This is a genomic window from Paenibacillus sp. TSA_86.1, assembly GCF_052691815.1.
In genome coordinates this window covers 181,796-196,477 of record NZ_JBQZGE010000005.1, presented here as the reverse complement: position 1 = coordinate 196,477, position 14,682 = coordinate 181,796, and the positions used below count along the sequence as shown (strand labels likewise).

Genomic DNA, 14,682 nt, shown 5'->3' with positions numbered 1-14,682 from the left:
TTCGCTTGCTTCATAATGCAATCAACCTCCGGAACTTCGGAAAAAGCTACCGAAGCCGCTCGATTTCGATTTGGATGAGCTTTTATAAGAGCTACTACTGTCCTTGCTACCCCGATAAGATGAGCCGCCGTATCCGCCATAATAGTAGTGACCGCTGCTGGAATCGTACTCACAGCCTGTATCATATTGGGGGTCACATTCGTCATTGCTACTGCCACATCCCGTAAGCACCGCAGGTACAGCCAGCATTAGTGAAAATGCAACCAGTTTGGCTTTGGAGCCCGGTTTTGGTTCTGATTTGGGGCTTGGTTTAAAGCCTATTTCAGAGCCTAATGTGGATGATGATTTTGATTCCAATGCATTGCCAGATGCCACTGCAGTCTCAGAACTAGACTGTAATGCGAATGCAATTTCATCACTGATGACGGCTCCAGACACTTGCCCGGATAAGGATCTTAGCACCTCTTCTTCCTTCATTACAGATCCACCTCTTTCATAAAAAACAGAACTTTCTTCCGATCCGCATCCAGCACCGAGTACAAAAATTCGTACGTCCTGCCTTCGCGTACCATGTAGTGATCCAGCAGCTGCTCGGCCAGCTCCATCGTGTAGCCAGAGGATTCCGCAAGCTCCAGCTCATCAAAAGAACGTCCGTTCCACAGCATATATTCCGGGCTGTACATGGAAGACATTTTACACATTGCCAGTGCTGCATCCGCAATAGCAGCACCATGCCCTTCCGGCATCTGCTGTTCATATGCTGTTACATAAATGGCATGATCCCGCCGATCCTGACACTCATTGGACAGATGGGCCCATAATTTGTTTTTCATCAGGGTAGCATCCACCAGCTTGCGCATAAACAGTTCATCCCGCGTCACTGAAGCCTGCTCAAGCGCACCCGTCTCTGCCTGTTTATCCTCCGACCAACTGCGATACATCAATGAATAATACATGGTGATTCCCTCCCGATCTGCAAGCTCGTAGATGAGCCGATTCAATATACACAAACGTATTAAACGCATGAGAAGGAAAAAAGTTACACTATTCGCCGAGACATGTAAAAAGAAACATGGGAAATTTATGATGTGCCTTTTAACTAAACTCCAGTCTGGCTATCAGACCTACTTATCTACTTACCTACATCATCTGCCTGCCTAACTGCCTGCCCGCCTCACAATTTTATCTCCCGCTCATTCGCTAACGATCACCACAGAGCTTATTGGGCGGAAAAACAGGCTGCCCAAATTCTAACGATCAGGAGAAACGTTATTTCGGAGAAAAGCCAGTGAACTCAGCTAAAATCTCTACATTTCACGGAAATAACGTCGCTGGTGAACGTTAGAATTTTAAATCACTAAATTACAGCCAAATAGCCTCTCCTCAGACCGTTAGAATGTGCTACGTCACAGACAGCACTCTTGCGTCAATTATAGTTACCCTTGAGCGCATGAAAATCAACACACTCACCTCGACAGGACTAACCCCTGAATTACTCTATCGCAACGCCCTCCAGAAAAGTAATATCACACAAAAAGGACTGCCCCATGGCAGTCAATGCATACCAAATGCATATCAACTGTGAGACAATCCTTTTACGTTCCCTTTTGCGTCCTTACGCTCTAGTTAGTTTCCTACACCTTTAACTATTGGGCTTCAACAATCAGCCTTGCATTCACACTTGTTCAGTGAGGGATGGCTGTTTTTTGTTAATCGATTGTGCCATGCTTTCGCTGTTCGTACTCTACCATCACATCTCAGCCCATTGAGCTAATAACTCATCGTATGCCCCGGATAACTGCTCCCGCTCGTTCCAGATTTGTTCCAGCGCTACCGCATCATTGGCTAACGCTTCAAGCTGCTGATCAAGCTCCTGAATCTGTGTTTCCAAACGAGCCATTGCCTGCTCCAGGTGCTGAGCAGACCCGTGATTCCCTTGACTCCCACGTTTGCCACCAGTTCGGCTTTGACTACTACTGCGGTCACCGTTCCCATTACTGCTATCGCTTCGGCTGCGGCTTTGATTGCTAACGCGGTCACGATTTCCGCTTCCGATACTCTTGTTCCCCCGTCCAGCATCCAGCTCAGTTTGAGCTAGCTCCAACACACTCGCTCTGCTTGCAGATGCAGCATCATGTCCGTCGCTTCCGGCTTTCAGTCGGGCACCTCTGCTCACTCCCGTCTCTGCTGACTTCCCGCCGATTCCTGTTCCTGTTCCCGTTCCTTCCACTCTTCTCCCCGTCTTCGATCCGTTTCCAGAACCACTTGCCCCAGATGCCCGTGATACCTCTGCCGCTATGCGAGCCTGCAAATCAAGCTTCTTCTCCCGATATGCTTCGTAATCTCCAAGGTATGTCTTCAGTTGCCCATCCTCCAGTTCCCAGACACGGGAAGCCAGACGGTTCACAAAGTATCGGTCATGTGAGATGGCAAGCACGGTTCCTTCAAAATCAGCCAGAGAATCCTCCAGTGCCTCTCTGGATGCAATATCCAGATGGTTCGTCGGCTCATCCAGCAGAAGTACATTCGGTTTGCGCTGTACCAGCAACGCCAGCCTCAGGCGAGTCCATTCCCCGCCGGACAGCTGTCCTACCGAACGGAAAACATCTGCACCATAGAACAGATATCGCGCTAGAATGCCACGAGCTTCCCCTTCCTCCACGCCTGCTTCCTGACGGAAGTACTCCAGTACGTTCAGCTTGGGATTCACAGGTTCCTCCTGCTGAGCCAAGTATCCCACATCAACGCGTGCGCCCCATTCCAGCTTGCCTGCATCCGGCTGTTCTTCACCAAGCAGCAACTTGAACAGTGTTGTTTTACCGGAGCCATTGCGACCGATCAAAGCCGTTTTGTCCCCATATTCCAGTAAAGCAGATACGCCTTGTAAAATGTCCCGGTCACCATAGCGTTTTTCCACGTCTTCCAGCACCGCTACACGTTTACCTGTCCGATCCGTCGGAAGCACATCAAAATCCGCCTGACGACGCTCCAGCACAGGGCGCTTCACCTGCTCCATCCGCTCCAGCGCTTTGCGCATGGAGGCTGCACGACGGAAGAACTTTTCGTTACCGCCGACACGGCCCCATTCTTCCAGCTGGCGGATTGTTTCCTTCATTTTTTTCATAACCTTCTGCTGCTCTTTGAACTCCTCAAACTGCTTCAGCAGCCGCTGTTCCTTGACCTTCATATATTCGGTGTATCCGCCCGCAGCGATTTCGGCCTCTCCGTCCTCCAGCTCCAACGTGCGTGTCACGACCCGATCCAGGAAATAGCGGTCATGTGAGATCAGAATAACGGTACCGGAATAATCTTGCAAAAATCCTTCCAGCCACTCCACCCGCTCCAGATCCAGATGGTTCGTCGGCTCATCCAGCAATAACAGATCAGGACTGACGATCAGCTGCGAAGCCAGCACGACACGTGTCTGCTCGCCGCCAGAGAGCGATCCGAACCGCCAGCCGTAATGCGCCTTCGCAATATCCAGCCCGTCTGCAACTTGGTCAATCCGTGCATCCATCTCGTATCCACCTTCGCGTTCGAACCGCTCCTGCAGTGCTGCATACCGTTTCAGCAGACGCTCCAGTTGTTCTGGATCTGCCGCACAGGAAGGATCGGACATCTGTTGCTCCAATTCGGTCATCTGGGTACGGCAGGCGATAAGTTCCCGAAAACCAAGGCCCAATACATCCAGCACCGTGCGGTCATCCATTCCTTCGGGTACTTGGGCAACATAACCGACTCGTGTATCTTTTTTCAGCATCAGTTGACCTTCATCCGGCTGGCTTAACCGGGCCATCAGACGCATCAAGGTGGTTTTGCCGCTTCCGTTGCGGCCGATCAGGGCCACCTTGTCCCCTTCCATAATTTCAAATGTAATGCCGTCCAGCACCAGATGTGCTCCGTGATATTGTTTCAGCTGTTGCGCGCTAATAATCATCATAATAAGGTTCCTCCTATGGTGTAGAAGAGCCCGACCGCAACACAAAAAGAGCCGCAGGAGGTTAGCTCCGCGGCCCTTCAGAATTCAAGCAAATATGCTTATCGTCCGAATGAGGTCAAGGCAGGCATCTTCTCGTACATGTTAACTTCCGTATATTCATAATTGGACAGACTTCTCCCGTTGTTCGAAAAAGTGTGAACAATGCCAGCCATAGCAATCGGCAGCTGGCTAATACGGTTGTTAAGCATCTCGTGATTCACCTGTCTTCACCTCCCTTGTCATAAGTAATGTCAATATATCACAGACGGTTGCATCTCTGCAACCATCTCATGCAGCTAGCTTCCTGTCATGTTCCCTGTGCCATTGATATGTGGGTGCACCCATGGTTTTCATAAAGCCATTCTCCATCAGCATTTTCCATTCCCTGACTACTCTTGCTGATCTCGTGCCGATCTTCTACCGATCTTCTACCAATCCTCAGCCCAGCAAGCCAATTATCATAGCCAAGTCATCTGGATATCCACTAGAGTCTGCAAATTAATCTCAATGCGCAGTTCCTCATGCTCATTGATCGCAATTAATGTATTACCGTTGACACTTAACGTTTTGATCGGGTTGGTATCCTCAAAAAAGATCCCCCAAACCAAACGGTCTCCTGCATCAGTGCAGGCAATAAAGCCCTCATTCCCCATCTGCCCGTCCCCGCCAATGATTTTCCCGCCTTGATAATCCACACTTGTCCATGCATCCACCATCGTCCAACAATCATCGTTATATTTCACAATACTATCCATCGTTGTATCACACACCGGAGAACAATACATGGTACGCTCTTTGTTGTTAGGGTCGACATATGTTCGGATATCCAAAATGATGACCTTGCCATCTGCAAAAGCGATGCAATTCATACCGGGCAACTCACGCTGTTCAGCAGACCAATGTTCCATAATTAAGCTGTTCATCATATGTTCCTTCCTCGACGCCGTAGCACCAGAGCTGTAATGGCGACTGTGATCAGCGTTAGCAATCCTGATGTACCTAGAGCCGCACCAAGCAGCGCGTACCCGAGACCGTTCCAACCGCCAATATCGATACTGATCATAATCACAACTGCCCCGCCAAGCAACGTCAGACACGGTAAAATGGACTGGATCCACGTCATCTGACGCCCCTGCGCCCGATACACGATCCACTCGATCACTAGCTGCACCACCCACATGCCAAGCGTCCACAAAATAACGATATCCACTAAATCCTCTCCTTATGATTGGATATTCATATCGGCTGCTACGAAGCTGTACTCTTTGTAACCTCTTCATAGAGCATGAACTGAATGATCAGCCTGACAGAATGACATAACATCAATACTCTGCAATCCAGCTTTACCGAACGAGCCCGTTGTACCAGTACAATCCGTACCTTGGCGCCTTACTTCAACCAGTCTGCAAAAAAGTTCCGATACCCTTCCTTCATCATGGTTCGTGAAAAGGCACCAAACGCGTACTCGCGGTTGTCTTCCGATACACTGCGCGGCGCAGCCGCAGCCATGTTCACCAGTTCAAACCAGTTATCCTCGTTGCCGGCAAAGGCATGTGTGGATCTGATGTGACCGTAGCAGGCATGCTCGGGCTTCACGACCATTTTCCCCATCGCCATCGCTTCCGTCAGTGGCATCGCAAACGTATCAAATGCGGAACAACTCCAGTACACCTTGGCCGAATTCATCAGCGTAAATATCTCATCCTGAGTAAGTGCAAACTTCAGCTTCACGTTGCTTGGGATATCATATTTCTTCATGGTCTCCTGGTAGCGCACACCGCCAAATACCATGTACACTTCTTTGTCCGGGTTCTGCCGGGCATATTCAAGCACAAGGTCGGGGCGGCGGTTCGCCTCATCCCGCCCGATCCAGAGCACGCGATTATGCACGACCTGACTCGGGTCATAATGGCGGTGTGCCAGCTCTTCGTTGAAGCCAATCGGAATGACGTTCACGTCATGCACGCCGAAATTGCGCCCCAGCTCTCTTTTCAAAAACTCCGTCTGCACAATCGCTTTATCCACCATCGTATAGAACGGCTTCATCATCTCATATCCCGTCAGTGCCGGGTCTGGGAAACTATGTGGAAACAGTACACTCTTCGGCAAAAACATTTTCAGAAATGTAAATCCCGATACCGTATAGATCACATGCTCGATATTTTGGCTATGAATCTGATCCAGCACGATGTCATAGTTCACCAGGTCACCCTTCTCATGCTCGTACCCCGGCAACCAGTCGTATCCACTGACATGACGCTCGGGCGAGATGAACACGATGTCCACACCCAGCTCCAGCCCGATCTGCTTCAGTCGATCCGCGAACACCCGCGGCCCCTGAGCCTCCGTGAATTGAATTTTACGCATAACCAGTCCGACTTTACGCAAATCTGTCACCCCTTATTTCCATATTGCACTTCAACCGTCTATTCTCTCATCCCGTCCAAATGCCCCATGCATTGCTCCAGCGTTGCAGCCGTCTCATGCCATTGATTGCGCAGCTGTTCCTGCGGCCACACACAGTCCGGATTCTTTAGATCACCGTTGATCATACGTAACATCCAGAGCGAGAATACAATCGCATAAGCGTCATACCACTTGGCAAAAGAACCCCCTTCAACCTGCACGCCGAGGCTCTCCAGCTTGTCCAGATAAACCTTCATCACACGCGCCCGCAGCCCCGGCGTCATCGTACGAGGAAAGAGCGGATGCGACAAGTCCAGCAGATGATATACGTCCCACAGCGGCGTATTCAGGTGAGCATGCTCCCAATCCAGAATGACCAATCTGCCTTCCACCTCGGCTACGTTGCCGGGATGCAGATCGCCATGACACAGAACTTGTGGCAGCTCATCTTCTGCCGTGAGGATCAGCATCGTTAGCTTGTCCCAGTCCGCTGCGGACAACGCCAGATTTAAGCTGCATAACAGCTCATCTGTCCCTGACTGGTACAAACGCAACTCATGTAACATGTCCCGGATAGGCGGTTTGTGTCCGACCCGCGGAAGTTCTTCCCACGCTGCAACGGGAAGTGCATGCCAGGCTGCCATATGTGCGGCAGTAGTGGGCAGGGTCGATTCGCACAAATGATGCTCCAGCTGTCCCATGTCTTCGTAGATCATCCAGCTCTGTGAAGGAGCTGCCGCCTGATCCGAAGCCGCGATGAGCTGCGGATATACGGGTGGCAATTGTGCCATCACATGCTCGTACATCCAGCGTTCCCGTCCGTACTGTGCAGAATTCGTCAGCGGTTTGAAAATATAAGACTGGCCGGATTGCGCAGTAAACCGTTCCACATGCCTGCCGTTCAACCCTTGATAGAGAATCTGCCGGCCTGTAATCTGCTGTTCATCTAATATTCCTTCGCGTGTCACCCAGCGCTCTGAATGTCTGTCTTTCTCCATATTCCCCATGTCCCCGAAATTTTCTGTGTCCTCTATATTATCCATGCTCTTCATATACTCATCCTCCCATCCGTCTGACCTTTCCGTACAGGATTTCTATTCATCATACGTTCCAGGTGAACGACCTGCAAGGGTAACTGCGGCGCAAATTAGGTATAAATAAAAACAATATTGACGGTATATATACTCCGAGAGTCTGTTTAAGAGTTTAAATAGGGTTATTCGTACCTGTCCATCGTATGTGGAAATCATCTCCTCATCCTATCGATATGAAATAAAGGAAATTGCCCAGCCTACAATCCATAAGCACATAAAATAACAATATCCCAATCCCTTCGTAAAAGAGGCCAAGCCGGTATTCCCGACTTGGCCTCCTTTACTTTCATATGAATTACATTTAATAACAATCATGATCTCGCTGACTCTATCTATCAAAAAACATATTAAAAGAAAAAAATGAATTTATCTATCCTAGTTGTAGGATCTCAGTTTCATGCAACGTCTATCTAAATAGTATTTTAATATATTTCAAAAAATCATAAAACCAGCTATAGAAAGTAATTAGGCTCCATTAAAACTTATTTTAATGCAACAAATACTATAATTAGTCAGGTTGTTATGAGATTTTATCAATGATATATTTTTTAGGATAAATTATACATATTTTAAATAATTTAAATTCAGGAGGTCATTATTAGATGATACTACAAAACGAACAATCAATGGATAAATTCTCCTCGATCTTAAAAAAACTGGTAGACATTGCAGCTGAGGATCATTATAACCCCTATAAGGAGTTTGAGTGGGTAGATAGCCTTGACCCCAATCAAATGTGGATGAGCCCGAGTTTAATGTCTATTTACAATACTAACTTTTATAACGATCTGCCTGAAGCCCAAATTCAAGCATTAAGTAAATGGGAGAGTATCAATTTTTACAGTTTGAATGTTCATGGGATTCGCGAGTTGTTAATAGAAGTAATAAAAAGAATACATACCGAAGGTTTCGAGCTGCCATCCGAGTTCTTTCACCATTTTGTAGGTGAAGAAAATGAACATATGTGGTTTTTCTCGAAGTTCTGTCTCAATTACGGAGGAAAGATTTATGTCGATAAAAAAGTGAAAGTTGAAAACAGTGGCAAGGAAGTGTTCGAAAACTTCTTAGTCTTTGCTCGCATTCTTATTTTCGAGGAAATTGTAGATTATTTTAATATTTGCATGGGAGCTGATCAATCACTTCATCCTATCATTAGAAAGATTAATAAAGTTCATCATATGGATGAATCACGCCATATAGCTTTCGGCCGAGAGATTGTGAAATTGTTGCACAGTGATTTAAAGGAGACCCAATCCATCGAACAGTTATATTTACTTGAAACATATATTAAACGTTATATGGTCTCAAGTATTCATTCTCTATATAACCCTACAGTTTACAAGGATGCAGGATTTGATGAACCTTACGCTTTTCGCAATACATTAATTGATCTTCCGGAACGAATCGATATACATGAAAAAATCTTGAAGAGAACCACTGACTTCTTTGTTAAAAGTGAGATTTTCACCAAGAAGGAGTTGTTTTAAATTGCAAGACCTTACCCAAAAAGAAATGGTTCAAGTAAAACAATGGGTCCTTCAGAATAACACCTCCTCGACTGAATTATTATATGAAACGGATTTAATTGAAAATCGAATCATTGACTCATTACAATTCGTTGAATTTATTTTGTTTTTAGAATCAATTACAGGTAAAGAAGTATATACAAAAAATTTCAATCTCGAAAGTATACGATCTTTGCAAGCTATTGAGCTCAATTACTTTAAGAAAGAGGATTTGCATGGATAAAAATAAATATTTCACTATATCAGATGGCCTTGCAGTATTTGGTCCTGAGATCATCCAAATATTGAATAAATTAGACGCCATTTTTGTAGACATGTCGAAAGATTTCATGGCAGACAATATGATTTTCCCTGCCTTGATGAGAGTGGAAGACCTAAGTTCTCTAGATTATTTCAATAATTTCCCACATTTAGGTTTGGCAGTGGCTGGATTAACAGATGAAGCCTGTGGCTGTTTGACATCACAAAAAGAGAAGGTTACGACTATCCGTCAGAACAACATCAAAAATAGTGATTATCTATTACCTTCTGCTGCTTGTTACAACGTGTACCTCCATCTTCGTAATGAAGTAGTGACTCAAGCCAAATATTATACAACTGCAGCTCGTTGTTTTAGAAACGAAAGCGAGTACAAAGGTTTAGAGCGTCTATGGAGCTTTCAAATGAGGGAAATTATCTGTATTGGTAGTATGGATGAAGTTCAAGCTTTTCTTTCCGTTTACAAGGATAAGGTATCCTCACTAGCAGAACAGATTGGGATTATATTTGACATTGAAGTTGCAACAGATCCTTTTTACGACAAACAAGGAACTAAAGCACTCATGCAAAAGCTCCAACCTGTTAAAGAAGAGTTTGTATTTGAGGGCACGGTTTCAGCAGCATCATTGAATTTCCACCGCAATTTTTTCGGAGAAAAATGCAATATCCTAAACAATACGGGGGCGGCAGTATTCTCCGGCTGCGTTGCTTTTGGCCTTGAACGCTGGCTTCATGCTCTTCTTAAAACATATGGACATGACCTGGAAACGATTCATGGGAAATTGAATAATGTTTGAATCTCTTTTCCTCTCCACCTTCGAGCTTAAGACTCCTCTCATTCAAGCTGGAATGGGTGGTGTATCTGGTGTTGAACTGGCTGCTAGCGTGTCTAATCAGGGGTGTCTGGGAGTGTTAGCTCAATATAAAAACTCTCCTCAAGAAGTTATACGAACAATACAGGAAACACGTCATAAAACTGCCTGTTTCATCGGTGTTAATTTTATTCCAGAGGTCTCAGGAACATCACTACTGGATAAGCAAATTGAAGCATTAATTCAATGTGGAGACAACAAGTTAACCATTGTAATGTACGGTTTACCACCGAAGCATGTAGCCGAGAAGATTATTTCATCCTCTATCCCACTAATTATTCAGGTTGGTACCCAAAAGGATGCAGAGGCAGCTTATCTAATGGGTGCCACATGTATCGTGCTTCAAGGAATACAGGCTGGAGGGCATCTTTTAGGTGAAGTAACAACTGAAGAATTACTTAAGGATGTACTGAGTTGCAAGTTTGAGGTTCCTCTTATTGTTGCAGGAGGAATTTCAAGCGGTATAGATTATTTATACTACAGAGATCAAGGCGCAAGTGGCTGTATGTGCGGAACAATGTTCGTAACGTCACATGAATCGAATGCCCATCCGAAGTACAAGCAATTAATTGTAGACTCCGCTGCAAAAGATACGATTATGACAGACCTCTTTCATATAGGGTGGGAAGGTAGAATACACCGAGTTTTAAAGAATGAGACGGTTCGTATTGGACAGGAACAATCGATAACGTTCATTGCCGAATCTGAAATCTTCGGCAAACGATATCCCGTGCCACGCTTTAGTTCAGCTGCTCCCCTAAAACAAACTAACGGCGCTATTGAACTGATGGCCTTGTACTGTGGAGAATCTTGCGAAAACATACAACGAATCGAGCCTGTAGAAGCAATTCTCGAAAGATTTTGTTCGGAAATAATCTTGCATGAGTAAGGACGATGAGTATGAAAGAAATTTTTATCATTAGACATGGGGAAGCCGAACATTTGGTAAATGGAACCGGTGGAGGCTGGGTCGACACCCCCTTAACAAAAGTAGGACGTGACCAATCACGACGTGTAGCCTACCGTCTTAAAGAATTAGTAAGTGACAAGCCATGCGATATTTACTCAAGCGATTTGACTAGAGCACACGAAACGGCAACCATAATTGGAAGTGTTTTAGAAAATAATCTTTCCACCAGTCCGCTTATTAGAGGCTTGTCACTGGGCATTGCTGGAAGCATGCAAAAGCAAGATGCTGAATTAGTTAAAAACCCAATTTCAATGCCATTATTTGATTGGATTCCATACCAGGATGCTGAAAACTGGGCAATGATGCAAGATAGAGTTGATTCATTTATGACAATGTTATGCGAAAGCAGACATGACACCTCCATTATTGTAACTCATGGGAATTCAGGAGTTTCCGTTTTATATTGGCTATTAGGAATTAATAGAGATTTACTGACCAAGTTGGTTAAACCCTCCTTTCAATTAGATCCTTGCAGTTTGACTCATCTAATAAAAAAAGAGGAAAACAAAGTCAGATTGGTGAAAATTAACGATATGAGTCACATCAATATATGACATTAAATGAGGAGCAACAATGAAAGAATTAATTATAGTTAATAGCAAGGTTGATACAAACCAAATTTTACTGCCTGAGTGGGAAAGCAGATTAAAAAACATAAGCAATAATATAAAGAAATACACTGGTGAAAATTATGTAAGCTTATACAACATTGGCGGAGAACATATGTATAATACTGCCGATCGTTTGTCCACTGAACTAGAACTCCCTTTAAAAAAGTGGGACGAATGTTCTACTTATAGTCAGCCGAAGAATTCCCATCAACACGAACTTCATGACTCAATGGATCGTTTATATCAAACTGAAAAAAGCACAGTTATTGTCACTATTTTAAATCAACAACTATCTGATCTCATTGGTTGGTGGTTAAAGTTACCTTATGGCCTATGGAGTAATTGGGAGTTAGTAACTGAGCAGATTGGATTTCATGTGTTGAATATTAATAAATCAGGCGATCGTACCATTTATAAGTTCAATGAGAGCTAACCAAGCCGACCATTCAAGGGAGAACATTTATGAATGCGAAAAGAACATTGGTAATCAGCGATATCCATGGTTGTCACGCGGAATTCAAACAACTCTTGGAAATTGTTAATTACAATCCAGCGCAAGATAGACTTATTCTTATTGGAGATTATGTTAGCAGAGGTCCTGATAGTAAAAAAGTGGTTGACTTAGTAATTGAATTGGTGCATGAAAACGGCGCAATTGCTTTACAGGGCAATCATGACCAACGTTTTGTAAGAGTAATCAAGAATCAGGCAAGTGAAAAAGAAGTTTCCAAATTTTTTGACAAAGGTGGACGTGAAACTTTACAAAGTTACTGCCAAACTAATATAGTCGAAAATTCATATCATATGAAGGAAGTCCAAGATTTCGTTATGGACCAATTCTCTCATCACATCGATTTTCTAAAAGATCTGCCTTACTTTTATGAAGATGATGAGTACATCTATGTGCATGCAGGATTGAATCCCCTTGTCTCTAGCTTATCTGAACAAGATCCTCATGACCTACTGTATATTAAAGAGTATTTTTACACGAACAAAAATCCCATGGACAAAATTATTATTTTCGGACATACCGTTACAAAGGATATTCATAATTCTTTTGATATCTGGTTTGGTGGAGACAAAATAGGTATTGACGGTGGTTGCTCCTTCGGAGGTCAACTTAACTGTTTAGAGTTAGTTAATGGAAAAGCAATCCAAAATTTCAGCATTAAAGCTGGGGGTCATCATTTGTGAGTACTGTTCAAGTCGAACAAACCCCCTTGGAACAGAAGCAAACATCTGTAATTAAAATTTACCTCTGGGTATTATCCTTTATGAAGCCTTATTACGGGATGACCATTTTATTAATTTTGATGGGGGTCATCGTCTCAGGTTGTGAGTTAATGATACCAAAAATCATACAATACTTTATTGACATTGTTTACCCAACCGGAGATTACCAAACATTCATTCAACTGTTCATGATTCTGCTTATAGTCACAGTTACAATCATACTATCTACAATGGGACAAAATTTACTGCAACGTATACTCTCCGAGAAAACAGCTAGAGATCTTCAACTAGCTGCATTCCGTAAAACTAGGGAGTTAGGAATTCCGTATTTTGAAAGCAAGCCGCCTGGTCAAATTCTATCTTTACTGAATAATCAAGTATCCGCCATACAAGAAATATACAAGTCATATATGCCCGTATCTATTCAATTCTCCATTTATTCCATTCTATCCATTGCAATTATGTTATCCATGAATGTCAAACTAACCTTAATCATGATACCCGTATTTCTCATTTATTATATAATAGGGCCGTACTTTGCTCGTCGAGCCGTGCTTTTCGGAAAGCAGTCTGCCGATTGTAATATAGAGTTGAATAAACAGATTTACGATAGTGTGTCGGCTTTGCAAGAATTCCGCGCAAATGATTGTCACGATTGGGATATGGAACGACATGAGAATAGCGTAAAACTCTATTTAAAGGCTTATTTAAAAACTAATTTATTCTCCTTTCTAAGAGGGAGCGTACGGCGACTTTGTAATAATGCCGGTGCAATAGCCATATTTGCATATGGATCTATTCTTTCAAAAACAGAAGAGATCACTGTTGGTGAATTTGTTGTATTCATACTCATCTACTTCTACACCATTTTTGTCCTGACCAAGATTGTTTCTCTAGCAACTGAGCAAAGACAATTACTTTTTCAGGGTGAAAAGCTCTACGAATTAATGAATAGTGAACCTGCAATTATTGAGAAAGAAAACCCGATTCTAATCAAAAAAGTGAGAGGCAATATATCGTTCAAACAAGTTCAATTTGCATACTCGAAAGATAAACCCATTTTGAAAAATTTCACTTTGGATATCCGTGCTGGAGAAAAGGTGGTTTTAGTAGGAAATAGTGGTTGTGGCAAATCTACGATTTTAAAATTGGCTAATCGTTTCTACGAGACCTCAAGCGGAAGTATTACATTAGACGGTGTGTCTATAAAGGATCTTTCATTGAAACAACTTCGAGAAAATATAGGCTGTGTCTTTCAAGAAACCTATTTATTTGGCTATTCAATTCGAGATAATATCGCTTTTGGTAATCCTTATGCATCGGAAGAAGATATACTAGCCGCAGCTAAAGCCGCTTGTGCTCACGATTTTATTATGGAGCTTAAGGATGGGTATGACACCTTAGTAGGAGAAAGAGGCGTTAGACTTTCTGGAGGACAGCGACAGAGAATCGCCATTGCCCGAATGTTTGTGAAAAATCCATCCATTATTTTATTAGATGAGGCCACGTCTGCACTGGACAATATTAGCGAAAGGGATGTTCAGGAAGCTCTAAACCGATTAATGGACGGGCGGACTACAATCATCGTAACCCATCGAATGACTTCTGTAACCAATGCTGACCGCATTGCTGTGGTAGATGAGGGAGAAGTTCTTGAAAGTGGGACCTATGATCAGATTATACAATTGCGAGGGAAGTTCTATAATCTAGTCCATGGGAAGATACTAAAATAA

15 protein-coding genes are annotated in these 14,682 nt (G+C 43.8%); 7 read left to right on the top strand and 8 right to left on the bottom strand.

What is annotated here, in order from left to right; all coding sequences use genetic code 11:
• Window positions 1–21: 21 nt before the first annotated feature.
• From ACUTVW_RS13645 to ACUTVW_RS13610, 8 genes are all read right to left on the bottom strand, one after another.
• The gene (locus tag ACUTVW_RS13645) at window positions 22–477 is read right to left on the bottom strand and encodes a hypothetical protein (RefSeq protein WP_445646304.1); all 456 of its coding nucleotides are present in this window, start codon (window positions 475–477) and stop codon (window positions 22–24) included.
• Entirely contained in the window at window positions 477–956 is a 480-nt protein-coding gene (locus tag ACUTVW_RS13640; RefSeq protein ID WP_445646303.1) for a hypothetical protein, read from the bottom strand. The genes ACUTVW_RS13645 and ACUTVW_RS13640 overlap by 1 nt, the downstream gene beginning before the upstream one ends.
• 794 nt (window positions 957–1,750) lie before the next feature.
• The gene (abc-f, locus tag ACUTVW_RS13635; protein ID WP_445646302.1) at window positions 1,751–3,940 is read right to left on the bottom strand and encodes a ribosomal protection-like ABC-F family protein; all 2,190 of its coding nucleotides are present in this window, start codon (window positions 3,938–3,940) and stop codon (window positions 1,751–1,753) included.
• 98 nt (window positions 3,941–4,038) lie between these two features.
• Entirely contained in the window at window positions 4,039–4,200 is a 162-nt protein-coding gene (locus ACUTVW_RS13630) for a hypothetical protein (RefSeq protein WP_445646301.1), read from the bottom strand.
• A 237-nt stretch (window positions 4,201–4,437) separates the two neighbouring features.
• Window positions 4,438–4,905, bottom strand: coding sequence for a hypothetical protein (locus ACUTVW_RS13625; protein WP_445646300.1), 468 nt, complete (start codon window positions 4,903–4,905; stop codon window positions 4,438–4,440).
• Window positions 4,902–5,189 (bottom strand): YesK family protein, encoded by a 288-nt coding sequence (locus ACUTVW_RS13620; protein ID WP_445646299.1) that lies wholly within the window; start codon window positions 5,187–5,189, stop codon window positions 4,902–4,904. Before ACUTVW_RS13620 ends, ACUTVW_RS13625 begins: the two co-directional genes overlap by 4 nt.
• Window positions 5,190–5,368: 179 nt before the next feature.
• Complete coding sequence (locus ACUTVW_RS13615) at window positions 5,369–6,367, bottom strand: glycosyltransferase (RefSeq protein WP_445646298.1); 999 nt, start codon at window positions 6,365–6,367, stop codon at window positions 5,369–5,371.
• A 38-nt stretch (window positions 6,368–6,405) separates the two neighbouring features.
• Complete coding sequence (locus ACUTVW_RS13610) at window positions 6,406–7,437, bottom strand: phosphotransferase family protein (RefSeq protein ID WP_445646297.1); 1,032 nt, start codon at window positions 7,435–7,437, stop codon at window positions 6,406–6,408.
• Between the two features lie 644 nt (window positions 7,438–8,081).
• Here ACUTVW_RS13610 and ACUTVW_RS13605 point away from each other — a divergent pair.
• The 7 genes from ACUTVW_RS13605 to ACUTVW_RS13575 all read left to right on the top strand — a co-directional run bounded on the left by ACUTVW_RS13605 (window position 8,082) and on the right by ACUTVW_RS13575 (window position 14,682).
• Entirely contained in the window at window positions 8,082–8,966 is an 885-nt protein-coding gene (locus tag ACUTVW_RS13605) for a diiron oxygenase (RefSeq protein ID WP_445646296.1), read from the top strand.
• 254 nt (window positions 8,967–9,220) lie between these two features.
• Window positions 9,221–10,060: an aminoacyl--tRNA ligase-related protein gene (locus ACUTVW_RS13600; protein WP_445646295.1), complete on the top strand. Its 840-nt coding sequence runs from the start codon at window positions 9,221–9,223 to the stop codon at window positions 10,058–10,060.
• Entirely contained in the window at window positions 10,053–11,024 is a 972-nt protein-coding gene (locus ACUTVW_RS13595; RefSeq protein WP_445646294.1) for an NAD(P)H-dependent flavin oxidoreductase, read from the top strand. The genes ACUTVW_RS13600 and ACUTVW_RS13595 overlap by 8 nt, the downstream gene beginning before the upstream one ends.
• Before the next feature lie 5 nt (window positions 11,025–11,029).
• A complete protein-coding gene (locus ACUTVW_RS13590) occupies window positions 11,030–11,659 on the top strand; it encodes a histidine phosphatase family protein (protein ID WP_445646293.1) in 630 nt (209 codons plus the stop codon).
• 19 nt (window positions 11,660–11,678) lie between these two features.
• Window positions 11,679–12,149: a hypothetical protein gene (locus ACUTVW_RS13585; protein ID WP_445646292.1), complete on the top strand. Its 471-nt coding sequence runs from the start codon at window positions 11,679–11,681 to the stop codon at window positions 12,147–12,149.
• Window positions 12,150–12,178: 29 nt separating this feature from the next.
• Window positions 12,179–12,910, top strand: coding sequence for a metallophosphoesterase (locus ACUTVW_RS13580; RefSeq protein WP_445646291.1), 732 nt, complete (start codon window positions 12,179–12,181; stop codon window positions 12,908–12,910).
• Complete coding sequence (locus ACUTVW_RS13575; RefSeq protein ID WP_445646290.1) at window positions 12,907–14,682, top strand: ABC transporter ATP-binding protein; 1,776 nt, start codon at window positions 12,907–12,909, stop codon at window positions 14,680–14,682. Before ACUTVW_RS13580 ends, ACUTVW_RS13575 begins: the two co-directional genes overlap by 4 nt.

Bases quoted from the DNA above. Each gene is read 5' to 3' on its own strand.
- ACUTVW_RS13585 (WP_445646292.1), top strand. From the start codon at position 11,679: ATGAAAGAATTAATTATAGTTAATAGCAAGGTTGATACAAACCAAATT.
- ACUTVW_RS13605 (WP_445646296.1), top strand. From the start codon at position 8,082: ATGATACTACAAAACGAACAATCAATGGATAAATTCTCCTCGATCTTA.
- abc-f (WP_445646302.1), bottom strand. From the start codon at position 3,940: ATGATGATTATTAGCGCGCAACAGCTGAAACAATATCACGGAGCACAT.
- ACUTVW_RS13590 (WP_445646293.1), top strand. From the start codon at position 11,030: ATGAGTATGAAAGAAATTTTTATCATTAGACATGGGGAAGCCGAACAT.
- ACUTVW_RS13645 (WP_445646304.1), bottom strand. From the start codon at position 477: ATGAAGGAAGAAGAGGTGCTAAGATCCTTATCCGGGCAAGTGTCTGGA.
- ACUTVW_RS13580 (WP_445646291.1), top strand. From the start codon at position 12,179: ATGAATGCGAAAAGAACATTGGTAATCAGCGATATCCATGGTTGTCAC.
- ACUTVW_RS13640 (WP_445646303.1), bottom strand. From the start codon at position 956: ATGTATTATTCATTGATGTATCGCAGTTGGTCGGAGGATAAACAGGCA.
- ACUTVW_RS13600 (WP_445646295.1), top strand. From the start codon at position 9,221: ATGGATAAAAATAAATATTTCACTATATCAGATGGCCTTGCAGTATTT.
- ACUTVW_RS13595 (WP_445646294.1), top strand. From the start codon at position 10,053: ATGTTTGAATCTCTTTTCCTCTCCACCTTCGAGCTTAAGACTCCTCTC.
- ACUTVW_RS13625 (WP_445646300.1), bottom strand. From the start codon at position 4,905: ATGATGAACAGCTTAATTATGGAACATTGGTCTGCTGAACAGCGTGAG.
- ACUTVW_RS13610 (WP_445646297.1), bottom strand. From the start codon at position 7,437: ATGAAGAGCATGGATAATATAGAGGACACAGAAAATTTCGGGGACATG.